The following is a 24723-nucleotide window of genomic DNA, read 5'->3' as shown; positions in this document are numbered from 1 at the left end:
GGGTCAGATGTCGTAGACGCGGGTGGCGGTGCCCTCGAAGATCTCGGCGCGCTCGTCGTCACTCAGCTCGACGGTCAGCCCGGCCGCGATGTCACCGACTCCGGAGTACGGGGTCGCCAGCGTGCACACCGGCCAGTCGGAGCCGTACATCAGGCGGTTCGGGCCGAAGGCGTCCAGCACGGTGTCCGCGTAGGGGCGCAGCTCGCCCAGTGGGTAGGTCCCGGCCGGCCAGGTCTTCCAGTTCGCCTCCGTCACCAGGCCCGAGAGCTTGCCCACCGTGTTGGGGAGCGCGGCCAGCGCCCGGACGTCCGATGCCCACGGTTCGCGTTCGCCCGACGCGATCGGCGGCTTGCCCAAGTGGTCCAGAACGAACGTGAGTTCAGGCAGAGCCTCGGCCGCCTTGACGCAGGCGGGGAGCTGGTGGGGCAGCACGACCAGGTCGTAGACCAGGCCGGCCCCGGCGACCGCCGCGAGTCCGCGCCGGACGTCCGGACGCAGCAGCCACTCGGGGTCGGGCTCGCCCTGCACCTGGTGGCGGATGCCCTTGAGGTACCGGCCGCCCGTCATCTCCCGCAGCCGCGCCAGCTCGTCGGCGGCGTCCGGGCGGGTCAGGTCGGTCCACCCCACGACCCCCGCCACCAGTTCGCTCTCCTCCGCGAGGACGAGGAACTCCGGGGTCTCCTCGGCCACGGTGACCGTCTGCACCAGGACCGTGCGGTCGAACCCGGCTTCCCGCGCCTGCGGTTCGAGCTCCACGAGGGTGAAGTTCCGCCGCAGGGGCTGGAGTTCGGGCCCGGTGATCCAGTCCTGGTCGCGGACGGAGAGGTCCCACACATGGTGGTGCGCGTCCACGTTCACGGCAGCTCCCACACGACGGGCAGCCCGGCGCCGGCACCCTCGTCGGAGTAGTCGTGGACGACGTCGAGGAGTTCGGCCATGCGGGCCTGCCAGGCGATGTTGACCGGCAGCTTCTCCAGCTCGGCGAGCATCCGCGCGTAGTCCTCGCACTCCAGGACGTGGAACAGATCGGTGCCACTGCGCCAGATCGTCCAGGAGGTGGCTCCGGCGGCCCTGATGGCCGTCGTGAGCTCTTCGGGGACCTCGCGGTGAGCGGTCTCGTACTCGGCGACGCGGTCCGCACGGACCGTGGTGTGCAGCGCGACTCTCATGACGGCTCCCGTGCGGGTACGGGAGCGGCGGCGGGCAGCAGGCCTTCCGCACGCAGCTCCTCCCAGAACTCCAGGGGTACCGGCGCCGCGAACTGCTCGGCACAGTCGCGGACTTCGTGCGCCGAACGCGCACCCACCAGGACGCTCGCCACGGCCGGATGTGCGGCGGGGAAGGCCAGCGCGGCGGCGCGCAGGGTGCTGCCGTGCCGCTCGGCGATGGCCTTGAGGCGCAGAGCGCGCTCCAGCAACTCACCCGACGCCGTAGCGTAGTTGTACGTCGCTCCCGGTCTCGGGTCCGCCAGCAGCCCGGAGTTGAAGGCGCCGCCGATGACGACGGACGTGCCACGCTCCTGGGCCGCGGGCAGCAGGTCGGTGAGCGCACGGTGGTCGAGCAGCGTGTAGCGCCCCGCGCACAGCACCACGTCGACGTCCGTGTCGCGGACGAAGCGGGTGAGCATCTCGGTCTGGTTCATGCCCGCCCCGATCGCCCCGATCACGCCCTCCGAGCGCAGCTTCTCCAGGGCGGGGTAACCCTCTCGGAAGGCCTGCTCGGCGTGGTCGTCCGGATCGTGCAGGTAGACGACGTCCACGTGGTCGAGGCCGAGCCGTTCGAGGCTGGCGTCCAGGCCGCGTCGTACGCCGTCGGCACTGAAGTCCCAGACGCGGCGGTGCGTGGCGGGTACGGCGAATCCGTCGACCAGGCCGTCCAGGTCGTCGCCGCCCGCGTCCGTGGGTTCCAGGAGGCGGCCCACCTTCGTGGAGACGGTGTACTCGGCGCGGGGCCGCTCGCGCAGGGCCGCGCCCAGGCGCCGCTCGGAGAGGCCGATGCCGTAGTGCGGCGCGGTGTCGAAGTAGCGCATGCCTCCGGCCCAGGCGGCCTCGACCGCCTCGTACGCCTGCTCGTCGCTCACCGCGGTGAACAGGTTGCCGATGCCCGCGGCGCCGAAGGACAGCTCGCTGACCTCGACGCCGCTTCTCCCGAGCGTGCTCACTGGCCCACCGGGCGCAGCCGCAGTCCCTGCATGCCGCCGTCGACGGCGAGTGCCGTGCCGGTGGTGGCGCCGGAGAGCGGGCTCGCCAAGTAGGCGACGGCGCCCGCGACTTCGGCTGCCGAGACCAGCCGGCCGGAGGGCTGGCGGGCCTCCAGCGCGGCCCGTTCGGCGACCGGGTCGTCGGCGGCGTCGAGCAGACGGGCGATCCACGGGGTGTCCGCCGTTCCAGGGTTCACGCAGTTGACGCGGACGCCCTCGCGGAGGTGGTCGGCGGCCATGGCGAGGGTGAGGGAGAGGACGGCACCCTTGGACGCGGAGTACAGGGCGCGCTGGGCCAGGCCCGCGGTGGCGGCGATGGAGCAGGTGTTCACGATGGCCGCGTGCGCGGATTCCCGCAGATGGGGCAGGGCGGCCCGGGTCGTACGGACCATGCCGAGGACATTGACGTCCAGGACCCGGTGCCACTGCTCGTCGTCGTTGTCCTCGACGGTTCCCTGGGCGCCGATGCCCGCGTTGTTGATCAGTACGTCGAGTCCTCCGAGGTCGGCGACCGCCGCGGCCACGGCCTCCCGTACGGACGCGTCGTCGGTGACGTCGGCGCGATAGCCGAGCAGAGGCTTCTCGACGGACGACGGGTCGAGGTCGAGAACGGCGACCTGGGCGCCGCGCGCGGCGAGCAGGTCGGCGGTGGCCCGGCCGAGGCCGGAGGCGCCGCCCGTCACCAGCGCCCGGAGGCCGGCGAAGTCCTGAGGGTCCGTCATACTGCTGCACCCTTCTTGTCGTTGAGCTTCTGCTGTGCCAGGTCGGCGGCCCAGAAGGTGCCGCCGGGGTAGGTGTACTCCTCGATGGACCCGGGCCGCATGGTGGCCGAGAAGCCCGGCGCGGTGGGTGCCGTGTAGTGGCCCTCGCGGATCACGACCGGGTCGAGGAAGTGGTCGTGGAGATGGTCGACGTATTCGATGACCCGGTCCTCGGTGGTGCCGGAGAGCGCCACGAAGTCGAACATCGAGAGGTGCTGGACGAGTTCGCACAGGCCGACGCCGCCGGCGTGCGGGCAGACGGGCACCCCGAACTTGGCCGCGAGCAGCAGGATGGCGAGGTTCTCGTTGACGCCGCCGACGCGGGCCGCGTCGATCTGCAGGACGTCGATGGCGCCGGCCTGGAGGAGCTGCTTGAAGATGATGCGGTTCTGGACGTGCTCGCCGGTGGCGACCTTGACGGGGGCGACGGCCTTGCGGATGGCGGCATGGCCGAGGACGTCGTCGGGGCTGGTCGGCTCCTCGATCCAGTACGGCTGGAACTCGGCGAGCGCCTTGGTCCAGGTGATCGCCTCGTCGACGTTCCAGCGCTGGTTGGCGTCGATCGCGATGCGGATGTCCGGGCCGACCACCGAGCGGGCGACCCGGCAGCGGCGTACGTCGTCCGCGAGATCCGCGCCCACCTTCAGCTTGATCTGGGTGAACCCCGCGGCGACGGCCTCGGCGGCCAGCCGGGTCAGCTTCTCGTCGCTGTAGCCGAGCCAGCCGGGCGAGGTGGTGTAGGCGGGGAAACCCCCCTCGACGAGTCGGGCCCTGCGGTCCTCGGCGCCTTCCCGCCCGCGCCGCAGCAGTTCCAGCGCCTCCTCCGGCGTGAGCGCGTCCGTGATGTAGCGGAAGTCGACCTGGCGTACCAGCCATTCGGGCTCGGCGTCGGCGAGCAGCTGCCACAGCGGCTTGTTCGCGCGCTTGGCGGCCAGATCCCATACGGCGTTGACGACGGCGCCGATCGCCATGTGCATCACGCCTTTCTCGGGTCCGAGCCAGCGCAGCTGACTGTCGCCGATCAGGTCCCGGCCCAGGGAGCCCGGGTCGGCGCACAGCTCGTCGACGGACCGTCCGACCACGTGCCCGCGCAGCGCGTCGATCGCGGCGACCTGGACATCATTGCCCCGCCCGATGGTGAAGGTGAAGCCGTGCCCCTCGGCGCCGTCGGCCGCGTCGCTGCGCAGCACGACGTACGCCGCCGAGTAGTCGGGGTCCGGGTTCATCGCGTCGGAGCCGTCGAGCTCCCGCGAGGTGGGGAAACGGATGTCGTAGGTGTCGACCGCGGTGATGCGGGCGGGGGTCGGGGACACGGAAGGCCTTTCGATCGGTGGCAAGGGATCCTCGGACTCGGGGATCCGAGAAGTCAGTCCTGGGCGCGGCCTGTCGTCACGCGGGCGATCATCAGGGCGACCAGGATGATTCCGCCGTAGATGGCCTGGATCCAGAAGGACGGCACCTGGGCGAGCGTGAGCAGGTTCTGGACGACACCCAGGAGGAGTACGCCGGTGAGGGCGCCGAACATGGTGCCTTTGCCGCCGTCGAGGCTGATGCCGCCGATGACCGCGGCCGCCATCACAGTGAAGATCATGTTGTTGCCCTGGTTGGCGCTGATCGCACCGACATAGCCGGTCTGCATGATGCCGCCGACCGAGGCGAGAACGCCCGCGACGACGGACACCCCGAGCAGCACCCGGTCGACACGGATGCCTGCCGCGCGGGCCGCTTCCGCGTTGCCGCCGATCGCGTACAGGGCGCGCCCGATCCGGTGGTACTTGAGGATCAGCCCGGCGACACCGAAGGCGACCGCGGCCAGCCACACCGACAGCGGAACGCGCAGGAAGGTGGAGGTGGCCAGCGAGAAGAACGCGTCGGGCATGCCGAACAGCGTCTTGCCCTTGGTGGCACCGACCAGCAGGCCGCGCAGGACGATCAGCATCGCGAGGGTGACGATGAAGGCGTTGAGCTTGAACTTCACGACGAGGATGCCGTTGAAGGCGCCGATGACTCCGCCCACGACGAGGATCGCGAGGAGGGCGAGCGCCGCCGGCCATTGCGTGCCCCAGCCGGACTGCGCGGCCGGCAGCACCAGCAGGGCGCCGATGGCGGGTGCGATGCCGACCACCGACTCCAGCGACAGATCGATCTTGCCGGTGATCAGTACCAGCGACTCGGCGAGGACCACCATCGCGAGCGCTGCCGAGGCGCCCAGGATGGAGATCAGATTGCGTTCGGTGAGGAACGAGTCGTTGACGATCGCGCCGAGCACCATGAGCACCAACAGGGCCGGTACAAGGGCGAGTTCGCGGGCACGGCGGAGGAGTACGGCCTTGGCGGTGCGGGGGTCCGGAGTCCGCGGTGGGGTGAGCGGCGGGGCCTTGGTGTCAGCCATGGTCCACTCCTTCGATGGAGGCGATCAGCTCGTGGTCGTGCCAGCCCGCCGGGTGCTCGGCGACGACACGGCCGTGGAAGAGGACGAGGACGCGGTCGCAGCGGCGCAGGTCGTCGAGTTCGTCGGAGACGACGAGCACGGCGGTGCCGTCCTCCCGGGCGCTGTCCATGCGGGAGAGCAGGGACTCCTTGGACTTCACGTCGACGCCCGCGGTGGGGTTGATGAGGACGAGCAGGCGCGGGTCCGAGGCGAGGGCGCGGGCCATGACGACCTTCTGCGCGTTGCCGCCGGAGAGGTCGGAGACGGGCTGCTCGGGTCCCTCGGTGTGGATGTCGAGGCGTTCGATCAGCTCGGTGGCGAAGCCGCGTCTGCGGTCGGTGCCGATGAAGCCGTAGCGGCCGAGGCGGCCCAGGACGCTCATGGTGGCGTTGTCTCCGATGCTCATCCCGGAGACGAGACCCTGGTCGTGCCGGTCGCGCGGAACACAGCCGACGCCCGCCTTGAGCGCGGCATGCACATCACCGAACGGCAGCCGCTCGCCGTCGAGTCGAGCGGTTCCGCCGGTCGGTGTGTGCAGTCCGGCGAACGACTCGGCCAGCTCGATCTTGCCGCTGCCGCTGGATCCGGCGAGGCCGAGGACCTCACCGCGGCGGACGGTGAGGTCGATGCCGCCGTACGCGTGCGAGGTCAGCCCCTGGACGTCGAGCATCACCCGGGCGCCGGCTGCCACGGTCCGGCGCGTGTCCCTGTGTTCGGCGACCGACTCCCCCGCAATGGCCTCCACCAGCGCCGGGCGCGGGAGTTCGGCGACCGGCGCGGTGGTGATCCAGCGGGCGTCGCGGAGCACGGTGACGGTCTGGCAGACCTCGTACACCTCCTGGAGGTGGTGCGAGATGAACAGGAAGGTGACGCCGGACTCCTGGAGTGCCCGCATGCGGGTGAAGAGCCGCTCGATCTCCCGGTTGTCGAGCTGCGCGGTCGGTTCGTCGAGGACGATGAACCGGGCGCCGAAGCTCAACGCCCGGGCGATCTCGACCATTTGGCGGTCCTCGACCTTGAGGTCGGCGGTCCGCGCCTCCGGGTCGACGTGCACGTCCCAGGTCTGAAGGACCTCCGCCGCCTCGGCCCGCAGCCGGCGCCAGCTGATGAAGCCGCCCCGGCCGACCGGCTGCCGGTTGATGAAGAGGTTCTCGGCGACCGTCAACTCCGGTACGACGGTGGGCTTTTGATAGACGCAGGCCACCTTGCGGCGCCAGGCGTCGCGGTCGGTGAGCGGGGGTGCGGGCTCGCCGTCGAAGCGGACCGTGCCCTCGTCGGGGGCCTGAAGGCCGGTGAGAATGGTGACGAGGGTGGACTTGCCCGCGCCGTTGCGCCCGACAAGGGCGTGGGACTCACCGGGGAGGACGGTGAGTCGGCCGTCTTGGAGGGCGACGGTGGGGCCGTACCGCTTGGCCACACCCCGCGCCTCCACCAGTGGGGTGCTCATGTGACCGTGTTGCCCCAGAGCTTGGGGTCGTCGACGTTGTCCTTGGTCACCAGCGGCGCGGGCAGCTGGTCCTCAAGGATGCCGCTGGGAAGCTTGACGATCTCGGAGTCGTGGTCGGTCGGGCCGGTCTTGAACGTCTTTCCCTCCATCGCGGCCTTGATGTAGTACATGCCGTACTTGGCGTAGGCGTCGGCGGGCTGCGAGACGGTGGCGTCGATCTCACCCTTGCGGATGGCGTCGAACTCCTGCGGGATGCCGTCGTTCGAGACGATCGCTATATGGCCCGCCTGGCCCGTCTTCTTCAGCATCCCCTTGGACTTGAGGGTCTGGAGGGTGGGAGCGAGATAGACGCCGCCCGCCTGCATGTAGATGCCCTTGATGTCAGGGTTGGCGTTCAGCAGGGTGTCCAGCTTGGAGGCCGCGGTGTCGGACTCCCACTTGGCGGGGATCTCCAGGACCTTCAGCTTCGGGTAGTTCTTCCCCACGCAGGTGCGGAACGCCTCGGAACGCTCACGGCCGTTGACGGACGCCAGGTCGCCCATGATCTGCACGACCTTGCCGGAGCTGATGTGCTTCCCGAGGTACTCGCAGGCCTTCTCGCCGTACGCGACGTTGTTGGCGCGTACGACCATGGCGACCTTGCCCTTCTCGGGCGCGACGTCGACGGCGACCACGGGGACGCCCTTGCGCTCGGCCTGGTCGAGGCCGGCGGCGATGGCGGCGCTGTCCAGGGGAGCCACGACCAGGCCCTTCACACCCTGGTTGAGCTGGTTGTTGATGTCGGTGATCTGCTGCGACGGATCACTGTTGGAGTTGACGGTCTTGAGCGCGTCCACACCCTCGGACGTCGCCATCTTCGGCACGTAGTCGTTGTACGACTGCCAGAACGGCGAGGTCAGCAGGGGCAGGATCACCCCGACCTTGCCGGTGCCGCCTCCGCCGCCCGAGGCGGCGGTGTCCTTGGTGCTGCCGCACGCCGTGAGCGCGAGGGTCGCGCAGGCGGCCACAGCCACCGCGCTGAGGGAGATCCGCCTGTTTCGCAGTCTTCTGCCGGACATCTATCGGCTCCTCATTGAGCGAGTTCGAGCAGGTGACCGCATATTTATCAGACCACTTCGCCGCCGCAACACCCTCCGGAGCCAAATTTCCCTGCTTTCAAGCGATAGTGGTCCGACCACTCCGGTGGTTAGACTGCGGCGCACCCGGCGACAGGAGGAAACGGCGTGGACGAGTCCGCCCCGCAGAAGGGCACCGTGACGCAGCGCGCCATCGAGCGGATCACGGCGATGATCGGCGAGGGCCGTCTCGAGCCGGGCCAGCGGCTGCCGACCGAGCGTGATCTCGCCGCCCAGCTGGGCATCTCCCGTAGCTCGATGCGCGAGGCGATCCGCGCGCTCACGGTCATGGGCGTCCTGGAGGCACGGCACGGATCGGGCATCTACGTCACGCAGTTGGAGGCCGGAGACCTCCTGGAGACCTTCGGTGTCGTGGCCGATCTGTCCCGGGGCCCGCGTCTGGTCGAGCTGCTCGAGATCCGCCGGATCCTGGAGTCGACGGCGACCGCGCTCGCCGCAGCCCGGATCTCGGCGGACGAGCTCGCCGAGGTCGAGAAGCACCTCGCGGCGATGAACGCGACGGACGATCCGGAGGAGATCCTCGCCCACGACCTGGCCTTCCACCGGGCCATCGGGGCGGCGGCGGGCAACGAGACGATGGCGGCCATCCTGGAGGGCCTCTCCTCACGCACCTTCCGCGCCCGCGTCTGGCGCGGTTACCAGGAGGAGGGCGCCTTCGAGCGCACCCGGCGCGAGCACGCGGCGATCCACCGCGCGCTGGTGGCGCGCGATCCGGAGGCGGCGCGGGCGGCGGCGGCCGCGCACGTGGGTGAGGTGGAGGAATGGCTGCGGTCCCAGCTCAAGCCGTAGTGGCTTGAGCTGGGACCCGCTTCATACGGGGGCGGAGCGGCCTCGACCAGGCACCCGATTCATACGGGGCGGAGTGGCCTCGATCAGGCACCCGCTTCCCCTCGTGGTGAAGCGCCCAGGTCAGGCGCGCTTCAGCCTGAGTGTCACCAGCTCGAACGGGCGCAGCCGCAGCGTGATCCGGTCGCCCTCCCGCCCCGGTGCCGCCGCGTCCGCGAGCGGCCGCTCCAGCAGGTCGGTGACCGCGACGGCCGCGACCTCGAAGCCCGCCGTGAGCGAGGCGCTCGTACGGCCGCCGCGGGACTCGTGGAAGCGCACGACCACGTCGCCGCTGCCGTCGTCGGCCAGCTTGACCGCCGTCACGACGACCGCGTCCTGGTCGACGGTCACCAGCGGGGCGACCTCCTGGGAACCGGTCAGCCGCCGCTCCGGCACATTGATCCGCCACCCTTCGCGCACCGCGTCGCCGATCGCCGCACCCGGCACCAGCGCGTGCCGGAAGCGATGGACGCCCTGGTCGGTCTCGGGGTCGGGGAAGCGCGGGGCGCGCAGCAGCGAGACGCGCACGGTGGTGGTCGTACCGGAGTCGCTGTCGCGGACGGTCCGGGTGACGTCATGGCCGTACGTCGAGTCGTTGACCAGGGCGACGCCCCAGCCGGGCTCCTCGATGTGCACGAACCGGTGGTTGCACGCCTCGAACTTGGCGGCCTCCCAGGACGTGTTGGTGTGCGTGGGCCGGTAGAAGTGCCCGAACTGCGTCTCGGACGCGTACCGTTCGGCGTGCACGTCGAGCGGGAAGGCGAGCTTCAGGAACTTCTCGGTCTCGTGCCAGTCGACCTCGGTGTCGATGCCGAGCCGCGGCTCCCCCGGGGCGAGCGACAGCACCTGGGTGACCCGCGACACGCCGAAGGACCGTACGATCCGCACCGACACGCCGTCCTGACCAGGCACGACCTCGTCCGCGTCGACCAGGTCGGTGACCGTGTTGCGGTAGAACTCGTCGACGTCCCAGGCGTCCCACATGTTCGGGAAGTCGGGGTGGAGTTGGAGGAGGTTCGCCGCCTGCCCGGGCGCGATCGTCTCGCGGTCGGCGAGGAGGTCGTACGCGGAGACGACGAGCCCCCGTGCGTCGATCTCGACGCGCAGCAGGCCGTTGTCGAGGACGTAGCCGCCGTTCACGCGTGGCGCGAGCGCGGCCTCACCCTCGACGTGGGACGTGCCGGCTCCGCCCGCCGCAACCCCGTCCCTGCTGTGCGGCGCCGAGTTGAAGACCAGCGCCACCGAGCCTTCCCCGGCCAGCGCGCGCTGGGCCGCGTCGATGATGCCGTTCAGCTCCTCGGCGACCTTCTCGTAGGTCTTGCGCGCCTCCCGGTGCACCCAGGCGATCGACGACCCGGGCAGGATGTCGTGGAACTGGTGGAGCAGCACCGTCTTCCAGATACGGTCCAACTCCTCGTACGGATAGGGGAATCCGGTCCGTACGGCCGCGGTCGCCGCCCACAGTTCGGCCTCGCGCAGGAGGTGTTCGCTGCGGCGGTTGCCCTGCTTGGTCCTCGCCTGACTGGTGAGCGTGGCGCGGTGGAGCTCCAGGTACAACTCGCCGACCCACACGGGTGCGTTGGGGTATTCGGCCTCCGCCTTCTCGAAGAACTCGGCGGGGGTCTCCCACACCACGGTCGCGGAGCCTTCGAGGTCGCGGAGCCTGGCCGCCTTGGCGACCATCTCGCGCGTGGTGCCACCGCCTCCGTCGCCCCAGCCGGTGGGGGCGAGGGAGTGCCGGGCGACGCCCTTGTCCTTGAAGTTGCGTGCCGCGTGGGCGATTTCGCTGCCCTTCATGGAGCAGTTGTAGGTGTCGACGGGCGGGAAGTGCGTGAAGATCCGGGTGCCGTCGATGCCCTCCCACTGGAAGGTGTGGTGCGGGAACTTGTTGGTCTGCGACCACGAGATCTTCTGCGTCAGCAGCCACTTGGAGCCCGCCGCCTTGATGATCTGCGGCAGCCCCGCGGCGAAGCCGAAGGTGTCGGGCAGCCAGGCCTCGTCGTTCTCGACGCCGAACTCGTCGAGGAAGAACCGCTTGCCGTGCACGAACTGACGGGCCATCGCCTCCGAGCCCGGCATGTTGGTGTCCGACTCGACCCACATGCCGCCGGCGGGCACGAACCGCCCGTCGGTCACCGCCTTCTTCACCCGGGCCCACACCTCGGGGCGGTGCTCCTTCACCCAGGCCCACTGCTGGGCCTGGGACATGGCGAAGACGAACTCGGGCTCGTCCTCCAGGAGCGCGGTCATGTTGGAGGTCGTGCGGGCCACCTTGCGGACGGTCTCGCGCAGTGGCCACAGCCACGCGGAGTCGATGTGCGCGTGTCCGACGGCGCTGATGCGGTGGGCGGAGGGGACGGCGGGCACTGCCAGGACCTCCGCCAGCCGGGCACGGGCCGCGGCCGCCGTTCCGCCCACGTCCTGGAGGTCCACGGCGTCCAGTGCCCGCTCGACGGCGCCCAGGATGTCCCAGCGCCGCGCGGACTCCACCGGCAGCTCGGCCATCAGCTCGCCGAGTACCTCCAGGTCGATGACCAGCTGCCAGACGGTCTCGTCGAGGACGGCGAGGTCCATGCGCGCCAGCTTGTACTGCGGCTCACTGCCCGCGGTCTCCTTGTCGCCCAACTGAGTGGGCAGGAAGGGGTGGTAGTCGAGGATGACCGGGTTGGAGGCGGCCTCGATGTGCAGCCTGACCTCCTCGCCGCCCTCGACCGGGGCGCCGATCCGCACCCACTGGTTGCGCGGGTTGAGGCCCTTCACCGGAGTGCCGTCGGGCCGGTAGACGAGCCCCTCGCACTGGAAGCCCGGCATGTTCTCGTCGAAGCCGAGGTCCAGCAGCGCTTCGACGGTCCGGCCGGCCCACGCCTCGGGCACGGTCCCGGTGACACGGAACCAGCTGGTGCCCCACGGAGCACCCCAGCGCGCGCCCACCTCGATCGGTTCCGGCGCGGCGGCCAGCCCTTCGGCGACCGGCACCGGCTCGCCGGGCGCGTGCCACACCGCCACCTCCAGCGGTACGGACTCGGGGTACACGGCGGGGCGGATGCGCTCGTCGAGGACGCGCCGGAGGCGGGCTTCGACCAGGGTGCGGTCGTCATGCATGAGAGTGCTCCGTGGGGTGAGGGTGCGGGCTACCAGGTGTGGGTGGTCGTGGCGGCGGTCGAGATGGTGAACAGCTCCCCCACCGCGCGCAGTTCGAACCGCGCGGCGCTCTCGCCCTGCTCGGGGGCGAGCCCGCCGGCGTAGAACGCGCGCTGGCAGGTGCCGCCGAGGAAGCGGCGCGTGCCGTCGGGGAGTGTCCGGTACAGCTCGTAGTGGCGTACGGGGCCGGTGGCGCCCTGCCAGGCGAAGCGCAGGCCGCCTCCGTCGGCGTCGGTGACGCGCAGGTCGGTGGGCGCGGCGGGGGTCACCACCGCGTCCCGGACGGCGAGCCCGCCGAGGCGCCAGCGCACGGCCCCGCCGGTGCCGGTCAGCCGGACGCCGATCGCGCGCACGGTCCCCGACAGGCCCGTCAGCCGCACGGTCGACGTCCCCCAGCTGCCGCTCGCGCTCACGGGGAAGTACGTGTACGGGGGCGCCCCACCCGCCGTGCCCGGCTCGGCGGTGGCGACGGCGAGCTCGACCCGTGCGCTGCCGGAGTCGAGACGGTGTGTGAGCTCCACGACCGTGTCCGCGCCGAGCGGCAGCCGTGTCGCGTACAGGTCCAGCGTGGCCGGCGCGTCGAGGGCGCCGTCGACCAGGAGGCTGCTGCCGCCGCGCCAGGCGTCCGCGAAGTCGAAGGTCACGGAGGGACGCCCGCCGGTGGTCCGCACCACCCAGCGGCGGGACGGCAGCCGGTCCTGGAGACCGAGGTGGTTCCAGGCGGCGCCCGAGGTGACCTTGCCGTCCTCGTACCACTTCAGTCCGTGGCCGGTGTTGAAGACGGTCGCGAAGGGCACGGAGCTCACGGTGGACCGGTCGGCGACGGAGACGGCGGGGGCGCGCCAACTGGCGGTCGTGTCCGGCTTGGCGGGGTCGAGGGAGGAGCCGGTCCAGAACTTGTCGTCGGCGGCGTGGAAGTCGCCGGGCGTGCGGTTCGCGGGCAGGTGGTTGCGGGTCCACTCGGGCCGGTAGAAGCCGATGGAGGTGACGTGCGTTTTGGTGGTCGGCACGATGGCGTCCCAGTTCACGGACGCGCCGGTGCCACCCGCCTCGACGTCGACGCCCGCCCACAACTCGTAGCGGCTGCGGCCGAGTTGCTGGGCCGTCGTACCCGAGGACGCCAGACTGCTCTGGGACCAGCGGAAGTCGATGAACATGGTGTCGGCGGCCAGGAAGAACGTCTTGTTCTGGCTGTTCAGCGCGCCCTGCCAGCTCACCGAGCCGCTCACGGTCATCGAGTCGTACCAGGTGACGCGCTGGCCCTTGGCCGCCCCGAGCGTCTTCAGCTCTTTGAGGAAACCGAGCATGTCGGTGGCGAGCGCGGTGTTCCCACCGCCGGTCTCGGCGTTGATGAACCAGCCGTCGAAGCCGTACGCGGCTGCCACGGCGACGAGTTGGGCGGCGAGCGGGTAGTGCCCGGTGGAGTCCTTCTGCACCAGGTCGCGGGTCCACTGCAGCTGGCCGCCGTAGGCGACGGGCGGCAGGAAGACATTGCCGAGGACAGGGACGCCGTGCCGGTGGGCCGCGTCCACGATCGGGGCGTTCGGGGCGAGGATCAGGCCCTCGCCGGACGAGCCGCCCCAGAAGACGAGTTCGTCGACGTACGCCCAGTGGGTGAGGGCGTAGTAGTCGGCGGTGGCCGCGCCCTGCGAGGGGTTGCCCGACGTGGGGCCGAAGGAGACCAGGGACTGGATGCGGGCCTGGCCGGAGCGGGCCGTCGTGTTCGCGGGGGTCGGGGTGAAGCGCGCGGCGAGCGGCACGGACGCCGCGTTGAACGCCAGATCCGTGTCGCCGTCGGCGCGCCAGGCCTTGAGGCTGCGCCAGGTGATGCCGGTGCCGGGGGTGCCCGAGGGCAGCGAGTCGGGGTACCAGTAGGAGGCGTACGGCTGGAGGTCGCGGGTGGCCGCGGCCGCCGTACCGGACAGGCCGGGGACGAGCCCCGCGGCGACGCCGCCTCCGGCGAGCAGGACGGTGCGTCTGCTGAGGTTCACTGTGTGCTCCGTATCGTTGGGGGACGGTCTACGGTGCTGGGGTCACGCCATGGCCTGACCCGGTGTGACGACCTCGCTGATACCCCGAGCGACGAGGTGCTCCTTGTCGTCGGCACGGCTCGCGAGGACAGTGGTGGGACGGACCCCGTCGGCGGTCAGCCGGGCGAAGGCCTCGAACACCGGGCCTCCCGGCGCACAGACCGAACGGCCCGGCACGGTGTCGACGACCAGCGCGGTGGTGCGCGCGGCGGGTGCCTGCGGCCGGCCCTCCTTGACGATCCGGGCGAGGGTCTCCCCGGCCGGCTTGGTCTGCCGGTCATTGGTCAACAGGCCCAGGCTGTACTCGAGTTCGGGGAAGTCGGCGAGGTCGCGGCTGACGTCGTGCGAGCACCACCAGGTCACGCCCCACACATCGGGGCAGTCGAGGGCGTTCGCCACGGTCGCCTCGGTGAAGGCGGCCGCGTGCTCGGCGGGGATCAGCGGGGCGGGCGCACCGACCTCCTGGAGCCAGACCGGGCGGTGCGGGTCGTCCGCCCAGGCCTTGGCGAGTTCGATGAGGTACGCGGCGTGGTGCTCGGTGGCGACACCCGTGCGGCCGTGCCGCTGGGCCGTCCCGTTGAACACCCACGAGTGCACGGCGGTGACCGCGCCGAGCCGTGCCGAGTGCTCGGGCGTGAACGGCTGGTCGTCCTGGTACCAGGCGGCGTCGTACGAGGCGTGCAGATGCAGCTTGCCGGGGGCGCCTTCCGCGCAGGCGGTGAGCAGACGCCCAAGCCACGCCCCGGCCTGCTCGGGCGTGATGCGGTCCGGGTCGGGGTGCGGTCCGGCGGCGAACTGGTTGACCTCGTTGCCGAGGGTCATGCCGATGAAGTTCGGCCGGTCGGCGAGCGCCGCGGCCAGGGTGCGCAGATACTCCGCCTCCCCCTCCACCACCTCCGGATCGGTGAAGAGGTTGCGCCGGTGCCAGGTCCGCGTCCAGGCGGGCAGGAAGTCGAAGCTCGACAAGTGCCCTTGCAGTCCGTCGACGTTGACGTCGAGGCCGCGTTCGGCGGCGGCGTCGGCGAGCGCGACGAGCTGCTCCACGGCGCGCGGGCGGATCAGGGTGCGGTTGGGCTGGAAGTAGGGCCACAGCGGGAAGACCCGGATGTGGTCCAGGCCGAGCACGGCGATCGAGTCGAGATCGGCGCGTACGGCGTCGAGGTCGAAGTCGAGCCAGTGGTGGAACCACCCTTGGCTCGGGGTGTAGTTGACGCCGAAGCGCACGGCAGCAGACATGCGGATTCCTTGCGGATCTGAGGTACGGGAGGTCAGCCCTTGACGGCGCCCTCACCCACGCCACGGAAGAAGTACCGCTGGAGACAGGCGAACAGGGCGATCAGCGGCGCCACGGCGATGATGGTGCCCGCGGCGACGAGCCGTTCGTCGTTGGCGAAGGTGCCGTGCAGATAGTTGAGTCCGATGGTCAGGGTGAACTTCGAGGGATCGCTGAGCACGATGAGCGGCCACAGGAAGTCGTCCCAGGCACCCATGAAGGCGAAGATCGCGACGACGGCGAGGGTGCCCTTCACCGACGGCAGCGCGATCCTCAGGAACCGCTGCCAGGCGTTCGCCCCGTCGACGAAGGCCGCCTCCTCGATCTCGTAGGGAAGGTTGAGGAAGGCGCCTCGCATCAGCAGGACGTTCATCGCGCCGATGCAGCCGGGCAGCACGACCCCGATGAGCGTGTTGTTCAGGCCGAGCTCACGCATGGTCGTGAACTGGGCGATGATGATGCCCTCGACGGGGACCAGCATCGCGAGGATGAAGACGAGGGTGGCCACGCGCCGGCCGCGGTAGCGCAGTCGGGCCAGGGCGTACCCGGCGAGGGCCGAACCGACGCAGTTGGTCACGACGTTGGCGCCCGCGACCTTGAGCGAGTTGAACGCGTAGTCCCAGACGGGGATGGTGTCGGCGACTCGCTTGTAGTTGTGCAGAGTCGGATCGCTCGGCAGGAACTTGGGCGGCGAGCTGAAGATGTCCTCGGTCGGGCCCTTGAGCGAGGTGGACAGCTGCCATACGAACGGGCCGACGGTGAGGGCGAGGACGGCGAGCAACAGCAGGTAGCGCAGGGCGAGTTCCCGGACGCGGATGCGGCGGCCGTGTTCGTCGGCCAGACGGGGCTTGCGGGAGTCCCGCGTGGACACCGGCTGCCGCCGCTGGGCGGGACGTACCTTGTCGATGACGCTCACGTCTCCTCCTTCCGGTCGGCGCGCAGCACCAGCAGCATCAGGACGACGGTGACGGCGAAGACGACGACCGAGAGGGCGGAGGCGTAGCCGACCCGGCCGGTGAGCCCGGTGCCGGTGCGCTGGACGAGCATGACGAGGGTGGTGTCCTCGCCCGCGGGACCGCCGTCCGGGCCCGCCATCAGATAGACCTCGGAGAACACCTTGAAGGCGGCGACCGAGGAGAGTGCGCCGACCAGGACCATGGTGGAGCGGACGGCGGGCACGGTGACCGTGAAGAAGCGGCGCACCGCGCCCGCGCCGTCCACCGACGCGGCCTCGTGCAGCTCGCGCGGCACATTGGCGAGCGCGGCCAGATAAATGATCATGTAGTAGCCGAGGCCCTTCCAGACCGTGACGGCCATGGCGCTCAGCAGGAGCAGCCACTGGTCGCTGAGGAAACCGACCCTGCCGATCCCGATCGCCTCCAACAGCGAGTTCACCAGGCCGCGTTCGTCCAGCAGCCATACCCAGATGAGCCCGACCACGACGACCGACGCGACGACCGGGGTGTAGAAGGCCGACCGGAAGAACGTGATGCCGGGGATGTTCTTCTGGACCAGCAGGGCGAGCAGCAGCGGCAGCAGGACGAGCGCGGGGACGACCCCGAGGACGTACAGCGTGCTGTTGCGCAGACCGGTCCAGAACATGTCGTCGTGCAGCAGCTCACCGAAGTTGGCGAGGCCCACGAACCTGCCCGGGATCAGGGTGCGGCGGTCGGTGAAGGCGTTGATGAGTGTGGAGACGAACGGGTACAGGATGAAGACGCCGGTGATCAGCAGACCGGGAGCGGCGAACAGCCAGGGGCTGCTGGGCAGATGGCGCCGCACCCGTGCCGCACGCCGGGGTCCGTCGGAAACGGTGGAAGAACTCGCCATGGCGGGTCAGCCCTGCTGCTGGAGCAGCGTGTCGCAGGCTTTGACAGCGTTGTCAAGAGCCGTCTTGGGGCTCTCCTTGCCCTGGAGCGCCTTGGCGACCTCGTTGCGCAGCGCGGTCTTCATCTGGTCGCTGAAGAGGACGGGCGTGTAATTGACCGCGTTCTTCAGGGACTTGGCGGCCGCGATCCGCACGCGGGTCTCGTCGGTGCCGTCCTCCTTGGTGAAGTACGGGTCGTCGAGCGAGCCGGCGGTGCTCGGGAAGATGGCGACCTTCTTGGCGAACGACATCTGGTTCTGGGCGTCGGTGACGTAGTGCGCGAAGGCGACCGCCGCCGGGGTGTGCTTGGTGCGGGAGTTGACCATCACCCCCATCACGTACATGTTCACCTTGCCGGTGCTGGTGATCTGGTCGGTGATGCCGATGTTCTTGTACAGGTTCGGCGCCTGCTTCTTGAAGTTGCCGAGGTCCAGGGCGCTGCCCGGGTTCATCGCGACGGCCTCGGTGAGGAACTTCTTGCCGGACGACTCGGGGGTCGCGGTGAGCGCCTGCGGGTCGAGCGCCTTGGCGTCGTACAACTCCTTGTACTTGGTGAGGAGTTCGACCCCCTTGGCGTCGTTGAACGCGAAGGCGGTGCCTTCCTTGTTCATCAGCTCGACGCCGTAGCGGCCGAAGTCCTCGACGGTGGGCACATTGGCGAGGGTGGCGACCTTGCCGTCGCTCTTCTTCGCCAGCTGCAGGGCGTCGGCGAAGAGTTCGTCGTACGTCGTGGGCGGCTTGGAGGCGTCGAGGCCTGCCTCCTTGAAGAGCGACTTGTTGTAGAAGAGCGGGCCGGTGTTGAGATACCAGGGGAAGGCGTACGTGCCGGTCATGCCCGGTATCCGGTGGCTGGCCCAGGCGCCGTCCAGGTACTCCTTCTTGTACTGGCCGGCGGACTTGTCGAGGTCGAGGGCGAGGCCCGCCTTGGCGAGCGGGGCGACGAGGTCCGGCGAGACGTTGACGACGTCGGGCAGGGTGCCGCCGGCCGCGTCCGCGCTGATCTTGTCGGCGTACCCCTCGGCGGGCTGGTCGATCCACTTCACATGGGTGCCGGGGTACTTCTTCTCGAAGTCGGCGATCACACCCTCGAAGTACGGCTTGAAGTTGGCCCTCAGGTTCCAGGTCTGGAAGGTGATGTCGCCCTCGACCTTGCCGGAGGCGTCCGTCGAACCGCCGCCGTCGTCACCGGAACCGCAGGCGCTCAGCGGCAGGACGAGGGCGATGGCGGCGACGACGAGTGCGGGTGCTCTGCGAGGCTTTCGCACGGTGACCGGGCTCCTTCGCAACGGTGGGTGAACGGTGCCGCGCCAGACCTTGCATGCAACTCACCGGGCAAGTCAATGGATTTGGTTCAGCTAAATTCATTAGCGACACAACATGGCTGGTCAGGGATCTATGACAGGCCCCTTGAAACAGATCACTAATGCGCTTTAGAGTGCAGCCACTCAAGCGCATTAGTACTCCGCCCCAGCAGAATGGTGAGCAACGTGCCAGCCAAGCGGTCTCCCGCGCGCCGGCCGACGATGAAGGACATCGCACGGCGCGCCGGAGTCTCCGAAAGCGCGGTCTCCTTCGCGCTCAACGACCGGCCCGGAGTCTCCGAGGTCACCCGCGACCGGGTGCGCCGGGTCGCCGAGCAGCTGGGCTGGCGGCCCAGTACGGCGGCGCGTCAGCTGTCCGGCGAAGGTGCGGCCACGGTCGGTCTGGTCGTGGCACGCCCCGCCGACACGCTCGGCGTGGACTCGTTCTTCCTCCAGCTGATCTCCGGCATCCAGGAAGTGCTGGCGGAGCGTCATCTCGGTCTGCTCTTCCAGGTGGTCGAGGACGTGGACGCCGAGTGCGCGGTCTACCGTCGCTGGTGGGCGGAGCACCGCGTGGACGGCGTGATGGTCGTGGACCCGCGCGTCGACGATCCGCGTCCGGACCTCCTGGACGAGCTGGGCCTGCCCGCCGTGGTCATCGGCGGTGCGCCGGACGCCCGGCATCCCGGGCTGTCCGTCGTCTGGGCGGACGACGCGGGCGCCATGGCCGCGGTCGTGGACGAGCTGTACGCGCTCGGCCACCGTCGGATCGTGCACATCGCGGGCCTGCCGGGGCTCGCCCACACCGAGCGCCGGATGCGTACCCTGCGCGCGGAGGCCGGCCGGCGGGGTCTGGCCGAGGTGCGTTCGGTGCCGACCGACTACTCGGACGCGGAAGGGGCGGCCGTCACGCGCCGCGTGCTGGAGAGCGGCACACCGCCGACCGCGCTGGTCTACGACAACGACGTGATGGCCGTCGCCGGGGTCGCCGCCGCGACGGAGCTGGGCTTCTCCGTTCCGGGTGACGTCTCGGTGGTGGCCTGGGAGGACTCCGCGCTGTGCCGCATGGTCAAGCCGTGGCTGTCCGCCCTCTCCCGCGACACCGTTCAGTTCGGACGCACCGCCGCGCAGGAACTGACCGCGCTGCTGGACGGCGGTCCGGCGCGCACGGTGCAGGTGCCGGTGCCGCGGTTGATCGAGCGGGACAGCACGGGTCCCCGCGGGGCGTGACAGCGGCGCCGGGAAGAAGCGGGGTCCGGGTGGAGCGGGAGGGGTGGACGTCGTGCGGACGTCCACCCCTGAGACGGCGGGAGCCGGACCGGGCCCGCGCGCGGGAGTCAGCCCTGCCACTCCACCTTGAACACCCACACGTACTGCCCGGCCTTGCGGGCCGCCTCCGGTACGTCGATCACCAGCGAACCGTTGCTCACCGTCCAGGTCAGCGGACGGTCGTGGCCCAGCAGGGTGACCTTGTCCCCGCCGCGGATCGGCACCGGCGCCTCCACGGTCAGCTTATTGCCGGGCGCGGTCAGCGAGTGGACGTAGAACGCCTTGTTCTGCCGGACCGTGAACCGCAGGTCCTCGCCGAGCTGGGCCATACGTGACCAGTACGTCGTGTCGTAGATCGCCTCGCCGTTGGTCCGCAGCCAGCGGCCGGTCTCGCGCAGCCGGGTCTGCATGATCTCCGGGATGGTGCCGTCGGCGCGCGGGCCGATGTCGAGCAGGAAGTTGCCGTTCTTCGACACGATGTCGACCAGGCTGCGGACGATCTCCTCGGCGGTCATGTAAGCGGCGTCGGGCGTCGCCTGGTTGTAGCCGTAGCTGAAGGGGTCGAGCCCCCGGCTGGACTCCCACGTGGCGACAACGGTGTTCTCGTACGTCGTGTACTCGGGTGTCGTGAAGTCGTGGAAGCCGATGCCGGAGCGGTTGTTGACGGTGACCTCGTACGGCTTCGGCCGGTTCTTGCCGTGGTTGAAGTACTCGGAGAGGACACGAGCGCTGTCGTTCGCACCGCCGATGTCGCACCACAGCACGGACGGGTCGTAGCTGTGGATCAGCTCCAGCATCTGCGGGGCCTGATAGGCCTTCACATAGTCCTTGCCCGCGGTGTATCCGGTGTAAGGGACCGGCTCCTGGGTGTACGGATTGCGCGGGGCGTGGCCCATCCACGGGTTGTCCGGGTTGAACCACTCGGGCATGGAGAAGTACAGGCCCCGGTGCAGCTCCGGAGTGAACTGCCGGGAGGCGTCGAAGAGTTCGCGGATCAGATCGCGCTTCGGCCCCATCTTCACGGCGTTGCGGTCGGCGACCTTGGTGTCCCAGAGGGCGAATCCCTCATGGTGTTTCGAGGTCAGGACGTGGTACTGGGCTCCCGCGTCCCGGAACAGCTCCACCCATGCCCGGGGGTCGAAGTTCTTCGCCGTGAACATCGGGATGAAGTCGTCGTAGGCGAAGTTCTCGCCGTACGTGTCCCGGTGGTAGGCGTACACCGCGTTGTCCGGGCTCTGCAGGTGGTTCCAGTACCACTCGGCGTACTGCTTGCCGACCGGTGACCACGCGGGCACGGAGTAGACGCCCCAGTGGATGAAGATGCCGAACTTCGCGCGGTGGAACCAGTAGGGGGCCTGGTGTCCGGAGAGGGACTCCTCGTTGGGCTGGTAGTCGGGCACGCCGAGGGTCAACTCACGGCTGCTGGAGGTGACTCGCTCGCCGCGTCCGGTGACGACGACCGCGCCGTCCTGGGTGGTTCCGGGTGCCGTACCCACCCGGCTGCGGATGCCGACGCGGACGCGCGCCTGCTCGCCGGGGTCGAGGCGGGTCACGAGCGCGGGCTCGACCGTGCGGGCGCCTGCCACGTCGACGCCGACCGACACACGGTCACCGGCGAGGACGGCGACCGTGCCCGCGTTGACGACGGTGGCCTCGACGCTCTGGGCGCCGCTCGACTCCAGGAGGGAGAAGGTGGAGTGGGCGTCCCGCAGAGCCAACGCCCGTCCCTGGGCGGCCGGTTGGAGGGACAGGGCGAAGATGTGCAGGGACGCCTTGTTCGCCTCGGCGGGGTTGGTGGTCGGCAGGGTCAGGGCCACCGCGTCCCGCTGTGGATCGATCCAGACCTCCGCCGTGCCGATGCCGACGCGATGCTCGTCCTTGGTGCCGTCCGGCTTGTAGCGGTACGCGGCCGACAGTGAGCCGCCCGCCGCGTACCAGTCCGAGCCGCCCAGCCCGGCGGTGGTCGTCGAGCCGTCGGCGTAGTGGACGGTGGCCTTGCCGGAAGCATTGCCGTAGCTGCCCGCGGTGAGGAACAGGGCCGACAGATAGCGGCCCTTGGGCAGGTCGATGCGCTGGCCCATCGCCACCACGTTGTTCTTGGCGCCCGCGCCGGAGGAGAGGAACTGGAACGCGATCCCGTCGACCTCCACCCGTCCCGCGGGGAGTTCCTCGCCCGGGAACGTGTAGCCCGAACCGTCGAAGTTCCCGCCGCGCGCCGCGGCGGTGTCGATGCCGTCGTTGTCGACGTAAGTGTCGAGCGGTACCGGTATCGGGTCGGGGACGGGCACCCACTGGCCCTCCTGCCCGCCTGCGGAGGGCACCTCGCCCACGGCCCGCGCTTCGGCCGTGGCGGCGAGGGGAAGAGTGGCCGCGACGGCGACTCCGGCCGCGGCTCCCAGTACCTGACGTCTTGGATGCATGCTCATGAGCGGCTCCCATTCATCGGATGTCTGATGATCGAGCGACCGCTAAAAGCTGTCAATGGGGCACGCAGCGATAGAAGTTGAGCCAGTGATCGGATGATCTACCGCGGTGTGGAGATATCGCACGACCTCCGCACGAAAGTCCAGGAGCCCCGGACCGCATATCCAGGCGCGGCAGCCCTCGACGCGGCACCCCACCCCCGGGCAGAGTGCTCCTCGCACTACTCACCAGTACGACAAGGAGCGCCCGTGACCACCTGGGTCGGCCGGACCGCCGTCGAGATCGCCGCAGCCGTACGCGAGAAGCGGGTCACCCCCCGCGAAGTGGTGGCCGAACACCTCGCGCGGATCGAGCGGCTCGACGGCCGCGTCGGCGCCTTCCGCACCGTTCGGGCTGCGGCGGCCCTCGCGGAGGCCGACGAGCTGGCCACGAGGGATCTGGGCGAACTCCCCCTCGCGGGCGTGCCCTTGGCGGTCAAGGACAACCTGCCGGTGCGCGGCGAGTCGAACCGCAACGGCTCCGCCGCGACCCCGGACACGCCCGCCGACCACGACCATGTGACCGTGGCCCGGCTGCGCGCGGCGGGCGCCGTGGTCGTGGGTCTGACCAACGTGCCCGAGCTCTGCATCTTCGGCACCACGGAGGGCGTGCACGGCACCGCCCGCAACCCGTGGGACCTCTCCCGCACGGCGGGCGGTTCGTCGGGCGGCAGCGCGGCCGCGGTCGCCGCCGGGATGGTGCCGGTCGCGCTCGGCAACGACGGGATGGGCTCGCTGCGCATCCCGGCCGCCAACTGCGGTCTTGTCACCCTGAAGCCGGGCCACGGCGTGGTGCCCGCCGGGATCGGTCACGGCGACTGGTTCGGCATGTCGGAGAACGGCCCGCTGGCGACCACGGTCGAGGACGCGCGGCTGATGTTCTCCCTCCTCGCGGACACCGAGGTGCTCCGTCCCTCGGAGGCCGTCACCCGGAAGATCGCCGTCTCGGTGCGCAGCCCCCTGGCCGGTGTGAGCGTCGGCCGACCGTATACGACCGCGGCCCGGGAGGCGGCCGACCTGCTGGCCGGGGCGGGCCACCAGGTGCGTCCCGCCGACCCGCCGTACCCGCTGTGGCTGAGCACGACCTCGCTCGCGCACTGGACGGCGGGCACCGCCGTCGACGCGGAGGATCTCGACCCGCGCCGGCTCGCCCGGCGTACCCGCGTGCACGCCGCCGTCGGCCGCCGCTTCGTGGCCGGCGTCCGCAAGGGCGAGCGCCGTGAGCAGCTGCGCAAGCGTCTGGAGCCGTTCTTCGAGGAGTACGACGTACTGCTCACTCCGGCGCTCGCCCGGCGCGGTCCCGCCGCCGCGGCCTGGCACGAGCGGGGCTGGCTGCGCAATCTGATGGCCAACACGAACTACTCGCCGCTGACTCCGCCGTGGAACCTGACCGGCTGGCCCGCGATGTCGGTGCCGTTCGGGACGCTGCCGAGCGGTGCCCCCTGCGCCGTACAGCTCGTCGGCCGTCCCGGCTCCGAGTCGGCTCTCCTCGATGTCGCGGGACAGCTGGAGGAGCTGCGGCCATGGCGGCGGACGGCTCCCCTCGACCAGGTCGTGGCCGGCGGCTGATCAGTCCCACCAGTTGAACAGCAGGTCGCCCACTGCCTCGGGGCGCCAGTAACGGACCTGGGCGAGCTCCGCCTCCGCCAGCTCGCTCAGGTCCGCCTCGGTCATCGGCGCGCTCAGATCACGAGCGTGCAGGACCCGAAGACCGACAGCCCCGAAGCATCCGGCCCAGGCCGGCGGGTCGACGAAACGTGCCACCGGCCGGCCGGGGACCGGCGGAGTGTCGGTGAAGGCGACAACGGGCAGGTGATCGTGGCACAGGACGACGAGCGAGGCCCCACGTCCGGCGACCGTCACCGCATGGAAGCTGGGCACTCCGGCGAAGGACAGCTCTTCGACACGGGCCCCGAATCCCCGCGCGGCCTCGAAGCAGGCACTTCTGAACGACGCCCTGTCCGTCGGCGCGAGCGGCTCATCACTCCCGCCCCAGAACCCGGTCGCTCCCCGCACCGGTCGCATCGACGCTCTCCCCCTACAGAGCCCGGTACATGATGTGCAGTCCCACCAGCCCGTGCCGTGCGTGCTCGTACGCGTCCGGCACGGTGCCCAGGATCGTGAAACCGAGCGAAGTCCACAGCTTGACGGCCGGGTTGGTCTCCACGACGGCGTTGAACACCATGCCCCGGTAGCCGTCGGCCTTCGCCGCGGCGAGGAGGTGTTCGGCGAGGGCGCGGCCGATGCCACGTCCGGACCGGTCCGGGTCGACCATGAATCCGGCGTTGGCGATCCGGGCGGCGGGACCGCCGTAGTTGGGGGTGACGAAGGCCGAGCCGACGACGGCTCCGGTGTCGTCCTCGGCGACGTACACCCGCTTGCCCGGGGCCATCCACAGGGCGCGGGCGGCTTCCTCGGAGGTGTCCGGGTCCCACGCGTAGGTCTCGCGGGCGGCGACGATCCGGTGCCAGAAAGGCCAGATCCGCGGCCAGTCGTCGGCCGCGGCTTCTCTGATGAGCATGGGCGTGAGTCTGACACGCCCATGCCGTCATCGATCGCGATGGGTCCTGCCGGGGCCGG

General features: G+C 70.4%; 20 protein-coding genes. 3 read left to right on the top strand and 17 right to left on the bottom strand.

Annotated elements, in window-relative coordinates; translation table 11 throughout:
* Positions 1 to 3: 3 nt before the first annotated feature.
* The 8 genes from OG975_RS42750 to OG975_RS42715 are packed head-to-tail and all read right to left on the bottom strand — an operon-like array spanning position 4 to position 7897.
* Positions 4 to 858: an amidohydrolase family protein gene (locus OG975_RS42750; protein WP_406335029.1), complete on the bottom strand. Its 855-nt coding sequence runs from the start codon at positions 856 to 858 to the stop codon at positions 4 to 6.
* Positions 855 to 1169 carry an L-rhamnose mutarotase gene (locus OG975_RS42745; RefSeq protein ID WP_406335027.1) on the bottom strand — a complete coding sequence of 105 codons (315 nt, stop codon included), beginning with the start codon at positions 1167 to 1169 and terminating at the stop codon, positions 855 to 857. Before OG975_RS42745 ends, OG975_RS42750 begins: the two co-directional genes overlap by 4 nt.
* The gene (locus OG975_RS42740) at positions 1166 to 2161 is read right to left on the bottom strand and encodes an aldo/keto reductase (RefSeq protein WP_406335026.1); all 996 of its coding nucleotides are present in this window, start codon (positions 2159 to 2161) and stop codon (positions 1166 to 1168) included. Before OG975_RS42740 ends, OG975_RS42745 begins: the two co-directional genes overlap by 4 nt.
* Positions 2158 to 2922, bottom strand: a complete 765-nt coding sequence (locus OG975_RS42735) for an SDR family NAD(P)-dependent oxidoreductase (protein ID WP_406335025.1) — start codon at positions 2920 to 2922, stop codon at positions 2158 to 2160. Before OG975_RS42735 ends, OG975_RS42740 begins: the two co-directional genes overlap by 4 nt.
* Positions 2919 to 4274, bottom strand: coding sequence for an L-fuconate dehydratase (locus tag OG975_RS42730; protein ID WP_406335023.1), 1356 nt, complete (start codon positions 4272 to 4274; stop codon positions 2919 to 2921). The genes OG975_RS42735 and OG975_RS42730 overlap by 4 nt, the downstream gene beginning before the upstream one ends.
* Before the next feature lie 53 nt (positions 4275 to 4327).
* Entirely contained in the window at positions 4328 to 5353 is a 1026-nt protein-coding gene (locus OG975_RS42725; protein WP_406335022.1) for an ABC transporter permease, read from the bottom strand.
* Positions 5346 to 6839 carry a sugar ABC transporter ATP-binding protein gene (locus OG975_RS42720; RefSeq protein WP_406335021.1) on the bottom strand — a complete coding sequence of 498 codons (1494 nt, stop codon included), beginning with the start codon at positions 6837 to 6839 and terminating at the stop codon, positions 5346 to 5348. The genes OG975_RS42725 and OG975_RS42720 overlap by 8 nt, the downstream gene beginning before the upstream one ends.
* Positions 6836 to 7897 (bottom strand): sugar ABC transporter substrate-binding protein, encoded by a 1062-nt coding sequence (locus OG975_RS42715; RefSeq protein WP_406335019.1) that lies wholly within the window; start codon positions 7895 to 7897, stop codon positions 6836 to 6838. Before OG975_RS42715 ends, OG975_RS42720 begins: the two co-directional genes overlap by 4 nt.
* Before the next feature lie 165 nt (positions 7898 to 8062).
* Here OG975_RS42715 and OG975_RS42710 point away from each other — a divergent pair, with 165 nt between their 5' ends.
* Positions 8063 to 8764 (top strand): FadR/GntR family transcriptional regulator, encoded by a 702-nt coding sequence (locus OG975_RS42710; RefSeq protein WP_381250879.1) that lies wholly within the window; start codon positions 8063 to 8065, stop codon positions 8762 to 8764.
* Between the two features lie 120 nt (positions 8765 to 8884).
* Here the strand turns inward: OG975_RS42710 and OG975_RS42705 are convergent, their stop codons facing one another.
* Genes OG975_RS42705 through OG975_RS42680 form a run of 6 tightly spaced genes read right to left on the bottom strand, consistent with a single transcriptional unit; the run spans position 8885 to position 18376 of the window.
* The gene (locus OG975_RS42705) at positions 8885 to 11902 is read right to left on the bottom strand and encodes an alpha-mannosidase (RefSeq protein ID WP_406335017.1); all 3018 of its coding nucleotides are present in this window, start codon (positions 11900 to 11902) and stop codon (positions 8885 to 8887) included.
* 29 nt (positions 11903 to 11931) lie between these two features.
* The gene (locus tag OG975_RS42700; RefSeq protein ID WP_406335015.1) at positions 11932 to 13932 is read right to left on the bottom strand and encodes an endo-beta-N-acetylglucosaminidase; all 2001 of its coding nucleotides are present in this window, start codon (positions 13930 to 13932) and stop codon (positions 11932 to 11934) included.
* 42 nt (positions 13933 to 13974) lie between these two features.
* Complete coding sequence (locus tag OG975_RS42695) at positions 13975 to 15207, bottom strand: glycosyl hydrolase (RefSeq protein WP_406335013.1); 1233 nt, start codon at positions 15205 to 15207, stop codon at positions 13975 to 13977.
* A gap of 32 nt (positions 15208 to 15239) precedes the next feature.
* Positions 15240 to 16160: a carbohydrate ABC transporter permease gene (locus OG975_RS42690; RefSeq protein ID WP_406335012.1), complete on the bottom strand. Its 921-nt coding sequence runs from the start codon at positions 16158 to 16160 to the stop codon at positions 15240 to 15242.
* Complete coding sequence (locus OG975_RS42685; protein ID WP_406335011.1) at positions 16157 to 17074, bottom strand: carbohydrate ABC transporter permease; 918 nt, start codon at positions 17072 to 17074, stop codon at positions 16157 to 16159. The genes OG975_RS42690 and OG975_RS42685 overlap by 4 nt, the downstream gene beginning before the upstream one ends.
* 6 nt (positions 17075 to 17080) lie before the next feature.
* Positions 17081 to 18376 (bottom strand): ABC transporter substrate-binding protein, encoded by a 1296-nt coding sequence (locus tag OG975_RS42680; protein ID WP_406335010.1) that lies wholly within the window; start codon positions 18374 to 18376, stop codon positions 17081 to 17083.
* Between the two features lie 222 nt (positions 18377 to 18598).
* On the opposite strand from OG975_RS42680, the gene OG975_RS42675 reads away from it, so the two are divergent.
* Positions 18599 to 19642 carry a LacI family DNA-binding transcriptional regulator gene (locus OG975_RS42675; protein ID WP_406335009.1) on the top strand — a complete coding sequence of 348 codons (1044 nt, stop codon included), beginning with the start codon at positions 18599 to 18601 and terminating at the stop codon, positions 19640 to 19642.
* A 107-nt stretch (positions 19643 to 19749) separates the two neighbouring features.
* Here OG975_RS42675 and OG975_RS42670 read toward each other — a convergent pair whose 3' ends face one another.
* Complete coding sequence (locus OG975_RS42670) at positions 19750 to 22107, bottom strand: alpha-L-fucosidase (RefSeq protein WP_406335008.1); 2358 nt, start codon at positions 22105 to 22107, stop codon at positions 19750 to 19752.
* A gap of 246 nt (positions 22108 to 22353) precedes the next feature.
* Between OG975_RS42670 and OG975_RS42665 the strand changes: the two genes are divergently transcribed.
* Positions 22354 to 23712, top strand: coding sequence for an amidase (locus tag OG975_RS42665; protein WP_406335007.1), 1359 nt, complete (start codon positions 22354 to 22356; stop codon positions 23710 to 23712).
* Here the strand turns inward: OG975_RS42665 and OG975_RS42660 are convergent, their stop codons facing one another.
* Both OG975_RS42660 and OG975_RS42655 read right to left on the bottom strand, forming a co-directional pair.
* On the bottom strand, positions 23713 to 24168 hold the full coding sequence (locus OG975_RS42660) for a hypothetical protein (RefSeq protein ID WP_406335005.1): 456 nt from the start codon (positions 24166 to 24168) through the stop codon (positions 23713 to 23715). It lies immediately after the preceding gene.
* A gap of 13 nt (positions 24169 to 24181) precedes the next feature.
* Positions 24182 to 24664 (bottom strand): GNAT family N-acetyltransferase, encoded by a 483-nt coding sequence (locus OG975_RS42655; protein ID WP_406335004.1) that lies wholly within the window; start codon positions 24662 to 24664, stop codon positions 24182 to 24184.
* Between the last annotated feature and the right edge of the window lie 59 nt (positions 24665 to 24723).

The sequence above is a fragment of the Streptomyces sp. NBC_00203 genome, from assembly GCF_045206325.1.
GTDB classification, from domain to species: domain Bacteria; phylum Actinomycetota; class Actinomycetes; order Streptomycetales; family Streptomycetaceae; genus Streptomyces; species Streptomyces lutosisoli.
The sequence above is the reverse complement of the archived record's forward strand: the minus strand, read 5'-3'. Positions and strand labels throughout refer to the sequence as shown.